Raw genomic sequence first — 16,129 nt, forward strand, 5'->3', positions numbered from 1 at the left:
CAATCTTGATTAAGCTGATCAATATGAAAAAAGACAGCGGTCTTTACCTATCTGCTCGTGAAGCTTCGGCGGAACTCGCGATCTCGCCGGCCACCCTCTACGCCTATGTCAGCCGCGGACTGGTCCGCTCCGAGCCGTCTCCGAATTCGCGCAGCAACCGCTATCGCGCCGAGGACATCCGAGCCCTGAAGGAAAGGCGCGCACCGGCCCCCGAGCCGCGCGCCTTCCGTAGCTTCGATGCGGACCTCCCCGTGTTCGATTCCGCCGTGTCGACGATCACCGAAGCCGGTCCGATCTATCGCGGCGTCAATTGCGTCGACCTGGCCGTGCGCGGCACGCTGGAGCATGCTGCGACGCTGCTGTGGGACGTGACCGCGCTCGATCCGTTTGCGCCAGGCAACCTTCCGGCCGTGTCGGAGGAGATGGGTTTCATCGCCGATGCTGCGCGGCGCGCGGCGCCGATCGACCGCGCCATCGCGGTACTGGCGCTGGCGACACATGCTGATCCCGCGGCTTTCAACCGCGCTCCCGACGGTCGGGCGCTGGTCGGCGCGCGCATCGTTCGGCTTGTGGTCGCAACCATGTTGAACCAGCCAGCGTCAGCCGATCCGCTCCATGTTCAGGTCGCGCGGAGCTGGGTGCCCGGACATGAACATGCGCCGGACCTGATCCGTCGCACCCTGGTGCTGCTGGCCGATCATGAGCTGAACGCGTCGACCTTCACCGTCCGCTGTGCGGCGTCGACGGGCCTCAGCCTCTACGATGCCGTCATCGCGGGTCTTGCGGCGCTCAAGGGACCGCAGCACGGCGGCGCCGGCGTCCTGGCGTCGCAACTGGTGAAGGCACTCATCGATCGCGATGTCGCGCCGCTGATCCGCGAGCGGGTGGCGCTCGGCGAGCGCTTCGCCGGCTTCGGCCACGGCGTTTACAAGCACGGCGACCCTCGCGCCATCTCGCTCCTGGAGGCGCTGACGCGCGCCGGTGCGCCGCGCAAATTCACCCGCGAGGTGCCCGAGCGGATCGCGGAAGCGACCGGTGAATTCGTGAACATCGATTACGCGCTGGCCGTGCTGGTTCACAGCCTGCGGCTGCCCGCGGGAAGCGAGCTGGCGCTGTTCGCGATGGCGCGCTGCGTCGGCTGGATCGCCCATGCCTGCGAGCAGCTGCAGTTCGGCCGCCTGATCCGGCCGCGCGCCCGCTACACCGGACCCATCCCGGGGCGCGGCGCTACCCTGGAGACGCTCTAGCGACCGCCGTCCGCCTATTCCGCCGTGCCGGCCGCCAGCTGCGTTTCGCGTCGCTTCCGCACGAGCCACAGCACGAGCCAGACCACGATCGTGCCCGCGACAGTCGCGATGATCCAGGTGGACTTGGCGATATGGCTATGATGCGGAATGCCGCCATAACGGTGCAACAGCTGCACGGCGAATACTCCGGGCAGGACATGGGCGCAGGCCCACAGCACGATGGCAGGGATGTTCACGGCGTAGAAGCGGGGCGGAGGGATGTCGAGCGCGCCGGCCGTGATCGGTACGACGGCGCGGATCGGCGCGATAAAGCGGGCGAAGAAGATCGCCAGGGTGCCGAAACGGTGGAACAGGGCCTCGCTCTGCGCCACCAGGCGCGGATAGTTCGAGAACGGCCAGCTCGTCAAGATCTCGCGCTGCCTGCGATGGCCGACCCAGAACGCCCCGCCGTCCCCCAGCACCGCGCCCAGGATCGCCGCCGCCAGCACCCATTGCAGGGTCAGCTCGCCGCCCGGAATCAATGCGCTCAGCGCCAGGATGATGGTCGTGCCTGGAACCACCGAGCCCACGATCGGGATCGCCTCCAGCAGGGCGGCCAGAAACAGGGTGAGATAAGCCAGTCCCGCATGCGCTGAGACGAAGGCAATGAGGGGATCGAGCAGATGGGCCACGCGGTTCCTGTTGGTGCAGAGGGTGGGCGGGGAGCTCCTCGATAAGTAGGAACCCCGGCTCGGGGTGCCACGTCGAGATCCTGGGAAGAGCCGGTGGGCGAAAAGGTGGCACGATTCGCAGGGCAGCCTTTCGAAAACGGCCACTCATGCCTATCTCGATGATATAACGACGGAACTTTGATCAAGGCTTAGGCTTCTGCCCGCGCGTGCTCTCTGCTAGGCTGGCGTCGAAGCCCTTCAACCGCAGCCAAACATGAAATCTGGTTTCGGGAATGCCCGGGACCTCGGAGGATGAATGACGACCGCCGCTACGACCAATGCGCAGGAGATGACCGGTGTGCCCGACATGAAGGTGTCGGTGCGGCAGGTGTTCGGGATCGACAGCGACCTTGAGGTGCCGGCCTTTTCCGCAAGCGACCCGCATGTTCCCGAAGTCGACGCCGACTACCGCTTCGACCGCGCCACCACCCTTGCGATCCTGGCTGGCTTCGCCAAGAACCGCCGCGTGATGGTGACTGGTTACCACGGGACGGGCAAGTCGACCCATATCGAGCAGGTCGCGGCGCGACTCAACTGGCCCTGCGTGCGCGTCAACCTCGACAGCCATATCAGCCGCATCGACCTCGTCGGCAAGGACGCGATCGTGGTGAAGGACGGCAAGCAGGTCACCGAATTTCGCGACGGCATCCTGCCCTGGGCGCTGCAGCACAACGTCGCACTGGTGTTCGACGAATATGATGCCGGCCGCCCCGACGTGATGTTCGTGATCCAGCGCGTGCTCGAAGTGTCGGGCCGCCTGACCCTGCTCGACCAGAACAAGGTCATCAAGCCGCACCCGGCGTTCCGTCTGTTCGCGACCGCCAACACCATCGGGCTCGGCGACACTTCGGGCCTCTATCACGGAACCCAGCAGATCAACCAGGGCCAGATGGATCGCTGGTCGATCGTCACCACGCTCAACTACCTCGCCCATGACGAGGAGGTCGAGATCGTGCTGGCCAAGGCCAAGCACTATCAGAACCCACAGGGCCGCGACACCGTCAACAAGATGGTGCGGCTCGCCGACCTCACGCGCAACGCCTTCGCCAATGGCGATCTGTCGACGGTGATGAGCCCGCGCACGGTGATCACCTGGGCCGAGAACGCCGAGATCTTCAGCGACATCGGCTTCGCCTTCCGTGTGACGTTCCTCAACAAGTGCGACGAGCTCGAGCGTCCGCTGGTCGCGGAATTCTATCAGCGCTGCTTCAATGCGGAGCTGCCGGAATCCTCCATCAACGTGGCGCTGAGCTGACACACCGGCGTCGTTCTGGCCTCGGGCCGGGACCCATACGCCGCGGCCTCTCTCGTCGGGTGATACGGAAGAGCGAGTGCGAACAAACGAACGCCGGTGGTTATCGGGCCTGGCGTTCGCCGGGACGATAGCCGCAGGAATCAGATGACCACACCGAGCAACAAGCCCCGTCCTGGCGTCAAGGAAGCACCGACCGAACCTTTCAAGAGGTCGGTCACGGGGTGCCTGCGCGCGATCGCCAGGGCGCCTGAGCTCGAAGTCTCCTTCGCGGCCGAGCGTCCCGGCCTCGCGCCGGGCAAGGCCCGGCTGCCGGAGCCGGCGCGCAAGATGACCAAGCGCGACGCCGCCGTCGTGCGCGGCCATGCCGACTCGATCGCGCTGAAGCTCGCCTGCCATGATCCGAAGATCCATCGCAAGCTGATCCCGGGCAATCCGCAGGCGCGTGGCGTGTTCGAGGCGGTCGAGCAGGCGCGTGTCGAGGCGATCGGTGCAAAACGCATGGCCGGCGTCGCCAAGAATCTCACGGCGATGCTCGACGACCATTTCCATCGCGGCAAGTATGACGAGATCACCGACCGCGCCGACGCACCGCTGTCGGATGCGCTGGCGATGCTGGTGCGCGAGCGGCTGACCGGCATGGCGCCGCCGAACGCGGCGCGCAAGGTGGTCGATCTCTGGCGTCCGTTCCTGGAGGACAGGATCGGCCAGCGTCTCGATGAGCTCGGCCGTTTCACCGAGGACCAGGCCAAGTTCGGCGACCTGGTTCACGATCTGCTCTCGGCGCTGGATCTCGGCGACGAGCGCAACGCGGATTCGGAAGAGGACGAGGACAACGACGACAATCGCGATGGCGACAATGAGCAGTCCGGCGCCGAGGGCTCGCCGGATTCCGACGCTGCCCAGGAGATGAGCGCCGACCAGGCGCAGACGACGTCGGACGAGATGTCGGAGAGCGCGATGGAGGCGGCCCAGGCCTCGGCGTCTGACACGCTCGACGACGGCGAACTCGGCGACGACGAGACGCCGGGCGAGGCGACGCGTCCGAACCGCGGCGGCGCCAACGAGCCGCGCGGCCCCGAATATCACGCCTTCGCGCCGAAATTCGACGAGGTCATTGCCGCGGAAGACCTGTGCGACCATGACGAGCTGGAGCGGTTGCGCTCCTATCTCGACAAGCAGCTCGCGCATCTGCAGGGCATCGTGGCGCGGCTCGCCAACCGGCTGCAGCGCCGGCTGATGGCGCAGCAGAACCGCGCCTGGGAGTTCGATCTCGAGGAGGGCATCCTCGATCCGGCGCGGCTGTCGCGCGTCGTCATCGACCCCTATCAGCCGTTGTCGTTCATGCGCGAGAAGGAAGCGACCTTCCGCGACACCGTGGTGACGCTGCTGCTCGACAATTCCGGCTCGATGCGTGGGCGGCCGATCACGGTGGCCGCGACCTGCGCCGACATTCTCGCGCGCACGCTGGAGCGCTGCGGCGTCAAGGTCGAGATCCTCGGCTTCACGACGCGGGCGTGGAAGGGCGGACAGTCGCGCGAGGCGTGGCTTGCCGCCGGCAAGCCGGCCAATCCCGGCCGCCTCAACGACCTCCGCCACATCATCTACAAATCGGCCGATGCGCCGTGGCGGCGGGCGCGCAAGAATCTCGGTCTGATGATGCGCGAGGGGTTGTTGAAAGAGAACATCGACGGCGAGGCGCTCGACTGGGCGCACAAGCGCCTGCTCGGGCGTGCCGAGCAGCGCAAGATCCTGATGATGATCTCGGACGGTGCGCCGGTCGATGACTCCACGCTGTCGGTCAATCCCGGTAACTATCTCGAGCGGCATCTGCGCCACATCATCGAGGAGATCGAGACCCGCTCGCCGGTCGAGCTGATCGCGATCGGCATCGGCCACGACGTCACGCGTTACTACCGTCGCGCGGTGACCATCGTCGATGCCGAGGAGCTCGGTGGCGCCATCACCGAGAAGCTCGCCGAATTGTTCACGGAGACCCACGCCGCACCGCAGCCTGCGCCGGGGCAAAAGCGCAGGCTGCATTCGTAAGCGGCCGTCGGCCGGCTGCGTCCCTCCTCCGGCTCGGAGGAGGTGGGGGAGGGGGCTCCGCTAACGATGTCGCTGCAGGCGATTGCTGACCGCAGGCGCTTTCTTGCGCTGACCATCGGCGGAGTGTCGGCATTCGCATGGTCCAGGACGGCTGTTGCGCAGCTTGCGCCGGCGCCGGTTCGCAGACGCGTCACCATTGACGAGCACTCCGTCACATCGGCGGTCAAGATCGAGGTCAACGCGCGACCGCTGCCCTCGTTCGACCTCCGCGATCGGACGCATCTGCGCTTCGGGATGCTGCAATATCGCAGCGGCGTGGCGCTGACCTCGTCCTTTCCCGGCTTTGGCGGCCTGTCCGGCATCCGGCTCGGTGCCAAGGGTGAACGCTTCCTCGCGGTCAGCGACAAGGGCGGCTGGTTCACTGGCCGCATTGCCTATTCCGGCCGCGAGATCGCGGGGCTCGCCGATGTCGAAGCGGCGCCGCTGCTTGGTCTGGACGGACGTCCCATCACCGATCGCGGTTGGTATGATTCCGAGTCGCTCGCGCGCGATGGAGACATCGTCTATGTCGGCCTCGAACGCGTCAACCAGCTCTTGCGCTACGACTTCGCCAAGGGTGGAACCGGCGCGCGCGGCGAGATCGTGCCGCTGCCGCCGGCCGCCAAGCGGCTACCCCACAACAAGGGACTGGAGGCGTTGGTGGTCGTGCCGAAGGGCCTGCCGCTCGCCGGCACCCTGATCGCGCTCTCCGAGCGCGGTCTGGACCCGAACGGCAATCTGCTGGCCTTCCTGATCGGCGGACCGGCCGCGGGACAGTTCAGCATCGTTCGCAGCAACGACTTCGATGTCAGCGATGCCGTGCTGCTGCCGTCGGGCGATCTTCTGGTACTCGAACGCAAGTTCTCGCTGTTCAACGGGGTCGGCATTCGAATCCGCCGGCTGACGCTGGCGCAGATTGCGCCGGGCGCGCTGGTCGATGGTCCGGCGATCTTCTCCGCCGATCTCGGCCAGGAGATCGACAATCTCGAGGGCATCGATGCGCATGTGACGCCGGAGGGCGAGACCGTGCTGACGCTGGTGTCCGACGACAACTTCTCGATGATCCAGCGCACGCTCCTGCTGCAGTTCACGCTGATGGAGTGAGCTGCGACACCGCTGCGGCGGCTCGCGTTGACCGCGGCTCGTCCATGATCGACACTCGCGGCCATCAGATCATCGCGTCAACGGTCACAGCCTGGAACTCAGCATGAGCGCCCTGTTCACTCCGATCAAGCTGCGCAGTCTCGAACTCGCCAACCGCATCATGGTGTCGCCGATGTGCCAGTACTCGGCCGATAATGGCGCGGCCAATGACTGGCACTTCACCCACGTCAACACGCTGGCGCTGTCGGGCGCGGCGATGTTCTGCATCGAGGCGACGCATGTCGAGCCGATCGGGCGCATCACTCCCGGCTGTCTCGGGTTGTGGGACGACGTGACGGAAGCTGCGCTGAAGCCGATCCTGGCCTCGGTTCGCAAACATTCGAAGGCTGCGGTTGCGATGCAGCTCGCCCATGCCGGCCGCAAGGGCTCCAGCCACAAGCCGTGGGATGGCGGACAGCAGATTCCGCTCGCGGACGGCGGATGGCAGACGGTCGCGCCGTCGGCCTTGCCGCACAAGGAGGGCGAGCTCGCGCCGGAGGCGCTCGATCTCGCGGGCCTGGCCCGCATTCGCGATGCGTTCGTTTCCGCATCGCAGCGGGCGGCGCGGCTCGGCATCGACGCGATCGAGCTCCACGGCGCGCATGGCTATCTGTTGCATCAGTTTCTGTCGCCGATCGCCAACCAGCGCACCGACAGCTATGGCGGGTCTCTGGAGAATCGCATGCGCTTTCCACTCGAAGTTTACGATGCGGTGCGCGCCGTCTTCCCTGCGGACAAGCCGGTCGGCATGCGTGTCTCGGCCACCGACTGGGTCGACAGCGGCTGGGATCTCGATCAGACCATCATATTTGCGCAAGCGCTGAAGCACCGCGGCGCCGATTGGATCGACGTCTCCTCGGGCGGCGTGTCGCCGTTGCAGAAGATCACGCTCGGACCCGGCTATCAGGTACCGTTCGCCGCGGCCGTGAAACAGGCGACGGGGCTTCCCACCATCGCGGTCGGTCTCATCACGCAGGCGCAGCAGGCCGAGGAGATCGTGGCCTCGGGCAAGGCCGACATGGTCGCGCTGGCCCGCGGCATGCTCTATGACCCGCGCTGGGGCTGGCACGCGGCAGCGGAGCTCGGCGGACAAGTCGCCGCACCTCCGCAATATTGGCGCTCGCAGCCGTCGACGCAGAAGGAGCTGTTCGGCAAGACGACGTTCGGCGCACGCTGACGTGCAATTGATGACCGCAATGTTGCGCATCAGCGCTGCAAAATTCTGCGGTCATCATTCCGCCCGCGACACGGCTGACGATTGTCGCTGTCCGACGAAGTGCTAGACTTCGCAGACCACGTGCGGCGATGCCGACTCGTCTGGTCGTGTTTCGTCTCGCGTGACGATGAGCGCATCACGAAGATGCGCCGCAATACAAACGCGAGAGGAAAGCGCCATGGAAATCGGATATTTCACGATGCCCTCGCATCCGCCGGAGTGCGGATTGAAGGAGGGGCAGGAATGGGATCTGCAGGTCCTGCGGTGGCTCGACGAGCTCGGCTATCAGGAAGCCTGGATCGGCGAGCATCACACCGCGCCCTGGGAGCCGCATCCGGCGCCCGACCTGATTCTGGCGCAGGCCTTCCGTGAAACCAAGAACATCCGGCTCGGGCCCGGCGGCTTCCTGCTGCCCTATCATCACCCGGCCGAGCTCGCCAATCGCGTCGCGATGCTCGATCACCTCTCCGACGGCCGGCTCAATTTCGGCATTGCCGCATCCGGCCTGCCGAGCGACTGGGCGATGTTCAACGTCGACGGCATGAGCGGCCAGAACCGCGAGATGACGCGCGAGGCGCTGGAGATCATCCTGAAGATGTGGTCCGAGGACGCGCCATGGACGTACAAGGGCAAGTACTGGACGGTGACCAAGCCCGACGTGATGTTCGACTTCCTCAAGCCGCACATCAAGCCGGTGCAGGCGCCGCATCCGCCGATCGGCGTCGCCGGCCTGTCGAAGAACTCCGATACGCTGAAGCTCGCCGGTGAGCGTGGCTTCATCCCGATGAGCCTCAACCTCAACCCCGCCTATGTGTCGTCGCACTGGGACTCCGTCGAGGCCGGCGCCGCGAAGTCCGGTCGCAAGCCCAGCCGCAGCGATTGGCGGCTGGTGCGCGAGGTGTTCGTCGCCGATACGGACGAGGAAGCCTGGCGTTTGTCCTCCGGCGACATGATGGGACGGATGATGGGCGAGTACTTCCTGCCCCTGCTCGGTCATTTCGGCTTCAAGGACTATCTGAAGCACTCACCCGACGTGCCCGATTCCGACGTGACGGTGGACTATTGCGCCAGGCGCAACTGGATCGTCGGCTCGCCGGCGACGGTGACCGAGAAGATCGAGAAGATCTGGCATGAGGTCGGCGGCTTCGGCACGCTGTGCGTGTTCGGCTTCGACTACAAGCACAGGCCGGAAGCCTGGCACAACTCGCTGCGCCTGTTGAAGCAGGAGGTGATGCCGAGATTGAGCCACCTCAATGCCGGCCTCACCAAGGCCGCCTAGTCTCTCTTGGCGCCAGCATTCACCCTCCCTTTCGGGCAATGCTGGCGTCAAAAGAAATGTAGCTAAAATTTTCGCGCGAGTGCAGCTTCAGATTTGACGTTTGGGTGACGGTCTTGCCGTTAGGACGGATCCAGGCGTCGAATCCGCCGCATGCGTGTGGCGGGTCTGACATTTGGGGGCAGGTCATGCGGTTTCGCGTCAGGAAGTTTGCCCATATCCTCGAACGCTCGGGTCTGGCTCTGGCGGGCGCCGCCTGCGGCGTCTTCGTCGGGGCCCATGTCGGCTCCAGCGTTCCGTTGCTGACCACACAGGGCTTCCTGATCGTGATGATGCTGTCTGGGGCACTGGGCTTCTATCTCGGCATCGACACGCCGCAACTGCCTTTTCATCCTCATGAGGAGAACTCGCCGGAGGCGAAGATCGATACGGCCGAATTCTTGAGCGCCTTCGGGACCTTCCTCGCAACCCTCACGGCGTTCTTCGCCGTTGCCATCATCATCCTGCGCGAAGATCCGCACATCGTCTGGACGTCGCTGATCATGGTCGGCTGGATCATCGGCGTGATCATGCAGATCGTTTCCGGCGCGATCGCCCGTCTGCGGCGCTGATTTTCCCTGTTCAATTTTTGGGCTAACGCTGTCGCGAGTTTCATCTTGCGGCGGCGATTATGATCGTGTGAGCCTTTGCATCAGGGGCTCGACCTGTGATGCCGCGTCGTTCGTGGACGCATTGCGCGACTGACACAGGTCCTGGCGACGTTTCCAAAGCGTTGCCCGCAGTCGTATTGGAGCCGTTCTACAGCGCTGCGCGCGGACGATCCAACAGTCCATGCGCCCAGAGCAGGCATCACATCAGAAGCTGCATGGCGATATCGCGCACCTTGGCGCGCTTGATGCATCGCGGCCGGCAATGACATTTGGGAAGTTCATCATGTTGAAACGGGTGCTGCTGGGTGTGGTCATTGGCTGCGGACTGTCCGCGGCGCAAGCGGAGGAGCCGAAGATCGGCGGCGTGGTCAACGCGGTGATCCAGCCCGAGCCGCCCGGCCTGATGCTGGCGATGGTCCAGAACGGCCCGACGCAGATGGTGTCCGGCAACATCTTCGAAGGCCTGCTGCGCTACAGTCCCAAGCTGGAGCCGCTGCCCGGCCTCGCCGAGAGCTGGACCATCAGCCCGGATGCCAAGGTCTACACCTTCAAGCTCAAGAAGGGCGTGACCTGGCACGACGGCAAGCCGTTCACGTCGGCCGACGTGCTGTTCTCGATCGACATGCTGAAGCAAACGCATGCGCGCGCTCGCAACAACCTCGCAATTGTCGAGAAGGTCGAGGCGCCGGATGATCTCACGGTGGTGTTCACGCTGAAGGAGCCGTTCGGTCCCTTCATCGGCATCTTCGAGGTCGGCTCGATGCCGATGGTGCCGAAGCACCTGTATGAAGGCACCGACTACAAGACCAATCCGAACAACAACGCGCCTGTTGGCACCGGCCCCTTCATGTTCAAGGAATGGCAGAAGGGATCCTTCATCCGGATGGTGAAAAATCCGAACTACCACGAGAAGGGCAAGCCCTATCTCGACGAGGTCTACTGGCAGATCATTCCCGACGCCGCCGCGCGCGCGGTTGCCTTCGAGACCGGCAAGGTCGACGTGCTGCCGGGCGGCTCGATCGAGAACTTCGACGTGCCGCGCGTCTCCAAGCTGCCGGGCGTCTGCGTCACCGGGGCCGGCTGGGAGTTCTTCTCGCCGCTGTCGTGGATGTGGCTCAACAACCGCAATCCGATCCTGGCCAACAAGAGTGTGCGCCAGGCGATCATGTATGCCATCGATCGCGACTTCGCCAAGGACGTGATCTGGAACGGCCTCGGCAAGGTCGCAACCGGACCTTCGGCATCGACCATCAAGTACTATTCCGACGACGTGCCGAAATATTCGTACGACCCGGCCAAGGCCAAGGCGCTGCTCAAGGAGGCCGGCTACAAGGGCGAAAAGATTCGCATGCTGCCGCTCGCCTATGGCGAGACCTGGCAGCGCTGGGGCGAGGCGGTGAAGCAGAACCTTCAAGACGTCGGCATGAATATCGAGACGATTGCGACCGACGTGCCCGGGGGCAACCAGAAGATCATGGAGTGGGACTACGACATCGCCTTCACCTATCTGTATCAGTACGGCGATCCCGCGCTCGGCGTGTCCCGCAACTACATCACCTCGGCGATCGCCAAGGGCCAGCTCTTCAACAATGTCGAGGGCTACTCGAACCCGGAGGTCGACAAGCTGTTCGCGGAGGGCGCCACGGCGCCGACCGACGCCAAACGCAAGGAGGCCTATGACAAGGTGCAGAAGATATTGGCTGAGGACGTGCCGGTGGCCTGGCTGCTCGAGCTCCAGTTCCCGACCATCACCAAGTGCAAGGTGAAGAACCTGATCACCACCGGCATCGGCGTCAACGACGGCTTCCGAGACGCTTGGCTCGACAAATAGTGGTGCACTCCGGGGCACGGCCATGATCCCCGCGCTCCGGTGTTTCGCTGTCCTGCCGAGCTGACCTTCACGGACCTTTCATGCTCTCCTTCATCGCCCAGCGCGTCGTGAAAGGCGTCATCGTCCTTCTCGCCATCATCGTGCTGAATTTCTTCCTGATCCGGCTGGCGCCGGGCGATCCGGCCGTGGTCATGGCCGGCGAGGCCGGTGCCTCGGACCAGATCTTCGTGGCGCAGTTGCGCGAAAAATTCGGCCTCGACCGTCCGCTGCCGGAGCAGCTCCTCATCTACGTCAAGGGTATCGCCAGCCTGGATCTCGGCTTCTCGTTCCGCCAGCAGGCGCCGGTCGCCAGGCTGATCGCCGAGCGATTGCCGGCGACCCTGCTGCTGACGCTCACGGCGTTCGCGATCTCGCTCGGACTCGGCATCCTGTTCGGCGCGCTCGCCGCGCGCTTCGCCGGCACGATCCTCGATACTGCAATTACCGTGCTCGCGTTGATCTTCTACGCAACGCCGCTGTTCTGGATCGCGCTGATCGCGATCCTGCTGTTCTCGGTCTGGGTCGATTGGTTGCCGAGCTTCGGCTATGAAACGGTCGGTGCCGGCTATACGGGAGTCCGCCACGCGCTCGACGTCGCCGCACATCTCGCGATGCCGGCTGCGACGCTCGGCCTGTTCTTCATGGCGACCTACACCCGCATGACCCGCGCTTCGATGCTCGAGGTCAAGCGGCTCGACTTCGTCAAGACCGCGCGCGCCAAGGGCCTGCGTGACGGCGTCATCCTGCGCCGCCACGTGCTACGCAACGCGCTGCTGCCGGTGGTGACGCTCGCCGGCGTCCACGCCGGAACGCTGGTCGGCGGCGCGGTATTGACCGAGACCGTGTTCGCGTGGCCCGGCATCGGCCGGCTGATGTATGACGCGCTGATCCAGCGCGACTACAATCTCCTGCTCGGCGTGTTCGTGGTCTCCTCCGCGATGGTGCTGATCTTCAACCTCGTCACCGACCTCGTCTATCGCCTGGTCGATCCGCGCATCGAGTACGCGTCATGAGGCAGTTCTGGCGAACCATGCTGCGCAGCCCGAGCGGCATCATCGGGCTGATCATTCTCGCCCTGGCGATCGCCGTCGCGGTGGCCGGCCCGTTCTACTTTCCCAACTCGCCGTGGCGCATGGTGCAGCGGCCGTTCGTTCCGCCGTTCACGCTGTCGAAGGTCCCGCTTGGCACCGATGCGCTGGGACGCGACGTGCTCGCCGGCCTGATCTTCGGCGCGCGCGTCTCGCTGCTGGTCGGCCTCGTCTCGACATTGATGGCGTTGATAGTCGGCGTGCCGCTCGGCGCCATCGCCGGCTATTTCGGCGGCCGCGTCGATGACGCGCTGATGCGCTTCACCGAGTTCTTCCAGACCATCCCGAGCTTCGCGCTCGCGATCGTGCTGGTCGCGATCCTGCAGCCGTCGATCTATTCGATCGTCGCCGCGATCGGCCTCGTCAGCTGGCCGCCGGTGGCGCGCCTCGTCCGCGGCGAGGTGCTGAGCCTGCGGACCCGCGAATATGTCCAGGCCGCGGTCGTCACCGGCCAGAGCAATGCCTGGATCATCTGGCGCGAGATCCTGCCCAACGCGCTGTCGCCTGTCATCGTGCTGGCCTCGTTGATGGTCGCGACGGCGATCCTCCTGGAGTCCTCGCTGTCGTTCCTCGGCCTCGGCGATCCCAACCTGATCTCCTGGGGCTACATGGTCGGCGCCGGCCGCACCGTCATTCGTCAGGCGTGGTGGATCACGGTGTTTCCCGGCGTCGCGATCCTGCTGTCGGTGCTCGGCCTCAATTTGATCGGCGAGGGCCTGAACGATGCGCTCAACCCGCGCCTGTCGCGCGAGGGCAGGTGAGCCGTGGCTGATCCCGTCGTTGCCATCCGCAACCTCCGTATCGCTTTGCCGCCGGGCGCCGAGCGCGCCCACGCCGTCGACGGCGTCTCCTTCGATCTTACCGCGGGCAGGATCGTCTGCGTGGTCGGCGAATCCGGCTCGGGCAAGTCGATGTGCGCGCATGCGCTGCTCGGGCTGCTGCCCGATACGGTGAAAGTGGAGAGCGGCGAGATGCGCTTCGAGGGGCGCGACCTGCTTGCCGTCGATGAGGACGGCTGGCGCGATCTGCGCGGCCGCCGCATCGCGATGGTGTTCCAGGAGCCGATGACCGCGCTCAATCCCTTGATGCGGATCGGCGAGCAACTGATGGAGGTGTTCGAGGCGCATGATCTGCTGAGCCCCCGCGAGCGCCGCGCCAAGGCGCTGGCGCTGGCGCGCGAGGTCGGCCTGCCCGATCCCGAACGGATCATCCGCGCCTATCCTCATCAGCTCTCCGGCGGCCAGCGCCAGCGTGCGATGATCGCGATGGCGCTCGCGCTCGAGCCTGCGGTGCTCGTCGCGGACGAGCCGACCACCGCGCTCGACGTCACGACGCAGGCGCAGATCCTCAAGCTGATCCGCAACCTGCAGGCCAGCCACAACATGGCGGTGATGTTCATCACCCATGATTTCGGCGTCGTCGCCGACATCGCCGACCAGGTCGTTGTTCTGCGCCATGGCAAGGTGGTGGAGGAGGGCACGGCCGCCGCCGTGCTCGGCCAGCCGCAGCACGACTACACCAAGGCGCTGCTCGCGGCCGTGCCGTCGTTCGACCCGCCACCGCGTCAATCACGCGAGGCTGCTCCTCGGGCGGTGGAGGTGATCGGCCTCGACAAGACCTATGTGACGCCGACCGGCTGGTTCCGCCCGAAGCGCGAGACGCGCGCCGCGCATGCGGTCAATTTCGCGATCCACCAGGGCGAGACGCTCGGACTCGTCGGCGAGTCCGGCTCGGGGAAGTCATCCGTTGCGCGTCTGGTGATGCGGCTGATCGAGGCCGATCGCGGCACGGTGCGGATCGGCGATGTCGATCTCACGGCGCTGGAGGGGCGCGCCTTGCGCGCGCAGCGTCATCGCATCCAGATGATTTTCCAGGATCCGTTCGCCTCGCTCAACCCGCGCCGCAAGGTCGGCCGCATCATTGCCGACGGCATGGTCGCGCGCGGCACGCCGCTCGACGCGGCGCTGAAGCGCGCCCAGGAGCTGCTCGGCATGGTCGGGCTCGACGCCGGCGCCATCGGCCGCTATCCGCACGAGTTCTCCGGCGGCCAGCGTCAGCGCATCGGCATTGCGCGCGCGCTCGCGCTGGATCCGGAGATCATCGTCGCGGACGAAGCAGTGTCGGCGCTCGATGTGTCAGTCCAGGCGCAGGTGTTGCGGCTCCTGGAGGATTTGAAGGCGCGCCTTGGTCTGTCGATGCTGTTCATCACGCATGACCTGCGGGTGGCCGCGCAGATCTGCGATCGGATCGCCGTCATGCAAAAGGGCGAGATCGTCGAGCTGAAGCCGACCGCGGCGCTGTTCGCCAATCCCGAACACGCCTATACGCGCGAGCTGCTCGCTGCCGTTCCCGGCCGCAAGCACGGTACGGCGTGATTTGCGTAAGCCGGCCGCCGGTCGGAACCATGGAGCATCGTGCCGGGTCGGGTTCAAATGCTTGCAACATCTTCGGCGTATTTGGATTATAATAAGACTGGACCCCGATGGGGCCGCAGGGTGGTCGCCCGAGCTGGTACGCGCCAAGACAGCGGGCTCGTGCTCCCTCTACCCGCGGCCTTCATTGAACCGTGCCGTGCTGCGCCAGTCTCGACAGGATGTCGCAGCGGCGTTCACCATCCCAACGAGGACTCTCATCATGTCGGAGCGCAAGCCAACGGCCGCCGTGCGCGAGGCTCAAAAAGCCTTCAAGCCGGCCGAGCCGACGAGAAGCGATTATGAAAAGGCGCAGAGCGCCTTCGATCAGAACCGCGAGCGACTGAAGGCCGAGCGATTGGCGCGTGAAGCGGCTGACGGCGCCGGCAAACAGCCGAAGAAGCTGGCGTGAACCGCCAGCCTCTTCCCGTCGATTTCGGCGGGCATGCCGTCGCTTGCTCAGCTGCGCGGGGGCGTAGCGGTAAGCTGGTCCCGCGGCCGTTCACGATCGGTGTGCGTCGAGGTCGTTGAGGGGAGCGCGCCCGGCCGCGCTGCGGGTACCTTCTTGACCGGCGCCGGCAGCAACCCTTCGCGAATGGCCTGCTTGCGCGCGACTTTGCGGTGGCGCCTGATCGCATCGGATTTCTCGCGCGTCTTGCGTTCCGATGGCTTCTCATAGGACCTGCGGCGCTTCATCTCGCGGAATACGCCTTCGCGCTGCATCTTCCGCTTCAGGATGCGCAACGCCTTCTCGACGTCGTTGTCACGAACAAGAACCTGCAAAAGTGTCCTCCTTGTCTTCATCTCTATCGATGAAATTCGGTTGGCAAAGCCGATCGGCGCTGCGGCGGGGAGAGCGGCGCGCTCAGCAGAGCGGCGTCAATGAAACGTGTTGCTCACAATGTTATGAGTCACGATACGTGCGAGACACGGTGATCCCCTTCGTCGGAAGGCGGGAGCACGAGTGTCTCTCAGCCATCGATGGCCAAGCCGTTACCGATGGTGCTGTGAAGATAAGGGCAATCTGCTGATATTGCCAGCGCCAGCCGACTCAACGGTTCCGGCCCTCGGCAAACTATATTTGCCGCTCGGCCTTGTAATCCCCCAGAAAATCTCTACCTTGAGGTAGTTCGATTAGCCGCTGTGCCTTTCTGAATGTGCCTGTGGGCTATTTCCAA

14 protein-coding genes are annotated in these 16,129 nt (G+C 65.1%); 12 read left to right on the forward strand and 2 right to left on the reverse strand.

The window, feature by feature from the left end; all coding sequences use genetic code 11:
• Nucleotides 1-23 precede the first annotated feature (23 nt).
• Nucleotides 24-1,247: a citrate synthase family protein gene (locus ACQR13_RS04185; RefSeq protein WP_315752306.1), complete on the forward strand. Its 1,224-nt coding sequence runs from the start codon at nt 24-26 to the stop codon at nt 1,245-1,247.
• Between the two features lie 14 nt (nt 1,248-1,261).
• On the opposite strand, the gene ACQR13_RS04190 is transcribed toward ACQR13_RS04185, so the two are convergent.
• Complete coding sequence (locus tag ACQR13_RS04190; RefSeq protein WP_315752305.1) at nt 1,262-1,918, reverse strand: DedA family protein; 657 nt, start codon at nt 1,916-1,918, stop codon at nt 1,262-1,264.
• A 295-nt stretch (nt 1,919-2,213) separates the two neighbouring features.
• Here ACQR13_RS04190 and cobS point away from each other — a divergent pair, with 295 nt between their 5' ends.
• The 11 genes from cobS to ACQR13_RS04245 all read left to right on the forward strand — a co-directional run bounded on the left by cobS (nt 2,214) and on the right by ACQR13_RS04245 (nt 15,363).
• The gene (cobS, locus tag ACQR13_RS04195; RefSeq protein WP_315715231.1) at nt 2,214-3,212 is read left to right on the forward strand and encodes a cobaltochelatase subunit CobS; all 999 of its coding nucleotides are present in this window, start codon (nt 2,214-2,216) and stop codon (nt 3,210-3,212) included.
• A 144-nt stretch (nt 3,213-3,356) separates the two neighbouring features.
• Entirely contained in the window at nt 3,357-5,258 is a 1,902-nt protein-coding gene (cobT, locus tag ACQR13_RS04200) for a cobaltochelatase subunit CobT (RefSeq protein ID WP_315715232.1), read from the forward strand.
• A gap of 66 nt (nt 5,259-5,324) precedes the next feature.
• Nucleotides 5,325-6,401, forward strand: a complete 1,077-nt coding sequence (locus tag ACQR13_RS04205) for an esterase-like activity of phytase family protein (RefSeq protein WP_315752304.1) — start codon at nt 5,325-5,327, stop codon at nt 6,399-6,401.
• A gap of 103 nt (nt 6,402-6,504) precedes the next feature.
• On the forward strand, nt 6,505-7,617 hold the full coding sequence (locus ACQR13_RS04210; RefSeq protein ID WP_434862597.1) for an NADH:flavin oxidoreductase/NADH oxidase: 1,113 nt from the start codon (nt 6,505-6,507) through the stop codon (nt 7,615-7,617).
• A 217-nt stretch (nt 7,618-7,834) separates the two neighbouring features.
• Complete coding sequence (locus ACQR13_RS04215; RefSeq protein ID WP_315715235.1) at nt 7,835-8,935, forward strand: LLM class flavin-dependent oxidoreductase; 1,101 nt, start codon at nt 7,835-7,837, stop codon at nt 8,933-8,935.
• Nucleotides 8,936-9,120: 185 nt separating this feature from the next.
• Nucleotides 9,121-9,543: a hypothetical protein gene (locus ACQR13_RS04220; protein WP_315715425.1), complete on the forward strand. Its 423-nt coding sequence runs from the start codon at nt 9,121-9,123 to the stop codon at nt 9,541-9,543.
• A gap of 322 nt (nt 9,544-9,865) precedes the next feature.
• Nucleotides 9,866-11,413, forward strand: coding sequence for an ABC transporter substrate-binding protein (locus ACQR13_RS04225; RefSeq protein WP_315752302.1), 1,548 nt, complete (start codon nt 9,866-9,868; stop codon nt 11,411-11,413).
• 80 nt (nt 11,414-11,493) lie between these two features.
• Complete coding sequence (locus ACQR13_RS04230) at nt 11,494-12,465, forward strand: ABC transporter permease (RefSeq protein WP_315735163.1); 972 nt, start codon at nt 11,494-11,496, stop codon at nt 12,463-12,465.
• Entirely contained in the window at nt 12,462-13,301 is an 840-nt protein-coding gene (locus ACQR13_RS04235) for an ABC transporter permease (RefSeq protein WP_315752301.1), read from the forward strand. The genes ACQR13_RS04230 and ACQR13_RS04235 overlap by 4 nt, the downstream gene beginning before the upstream one ends.
• Before the next feature lie 3 nt (nt 13,302-13,304).
• On the forward strand, nt 13,305-14,915 hold the full coding sequence (locus tag ACQR13_RS04240; RefSeq protein WP_315752300.1) for an ABC transporter ATP-binding protein: 1,611 nt from the start codon (nt 13,305-13,307) through the stop codon (nt 14,913-14,915).
• Nucleotides 14,916-15,174: 259 nt separating this feature from the next.
• A complete protein-coding gene (locus ACQR13_RS04245; protein ID WP_315715240.1) occupies nt 15,175-15,363 on the forward strand; it encodes a hypothetical protein in 189 nt (62 codons plus the stop codon).
• Between the two features lie 47 nt (nt 15,364-15,410).
• On the opposite strand, the gene rpsU is transcribed toward ACQR13_RS04245, so the two are convergent.
• Entirely contained in the window at nt 15,411-15,734 is a 324-nt protein-coding gene (gene rpsU, locus ACQR13_RS04250; protein WP_315715241.1) for a 30S ribosomal protein S21, read from the reverse strand.
• Nucleotides 15,735-16,129 lie beyond the last annotated feature (395 nt).

Source organism: Bradyrhizobium sp. HKCCYLRH3059 (genome assembly GCF_051168035.1).
In the GTDB taxonomy this organism is placed as follows: Bacteria; Pseudomonadota; Alphaproteobacteria; order Rhizobiales; family Xanthobacteraceae; genus Bradyrhizobium.

Coding starts and splice junctions, on each gene's coding strand:
- ACQR13_RS04210 (WP_434862597.1), top strand. CDS start 6,505: ATGAGCGCCCTGTTCACTCCGATCAAGCTGCGCAGTCTCGAACTCGCC.
- ACQR13_RS04220 (WP_315715425.1), top strand. CDS start 9,121: ATGCGGTTTCGCGTCAGGAAGTTTGCCCATATCCTCGAACGCTCGGGT.
- ACQR13_RS04205 (WP_315752304.1), top strand. CDS start 5,325: ATGTCGCTGCAGGCGATTGCTGACCGCAGGCGCTTTCTTGCGCTGACC.
- ACQR13_RS04230 (WP_315735163.1), top strand. CDS start 11,494: ATGCTCTCCTTCATCGCCCAGCGCGTCGTGAAAGGCGTCATCGTCCTT.
- ACQR13_RS04215 (WP_315715235.1), top strand. CDS start 7,835: ATGGAAATCGGATATTTCACGATGCCCTCGCATCCGCCGGAGTGCGGA.
- ACQR13_RS04235 (WP_315752301.1), top strand. CDS start 12,462: ATGAGGCAGTTCTGGCGAACCATGCTGCGCAGCCCGAGCGGCATCATC.
- ACQR13_RS04245 (WP_315715240.1), top strand. CDS start 15,175: ATGTCGGAGCGCAAGCCAACGGCCGCCGTGCGCGAGGCTCAAAAAGCC.
- ACQR13_RS04225 (WP_315752302.1), top strand. CDS start 9,866: ATGTTGAAACGGGTGCTGCTGGGTGTGGTCATTGGCTGCGGACTGTCC.
- cobT (WP_315715232.1), top strand. CDS start 3,357: ATGACCACACCGAGCAACAAGCCCCGTCCTGGCGTCAAGGAAGCACCG.
- cobS (WP_315715231.1), top strand. CDS start 2,214: ATGACGACCGCCGCTACGACCAATGCGCAGGAGATGACCGGTGTGCCC.
- ACQR13_RS04185 (WP_315752306.1), top strand. CDS start 24: ATGAAAAAAGACAGCGGTCTTTACCTATCTGCTCGTGAAGCTTCGGCG.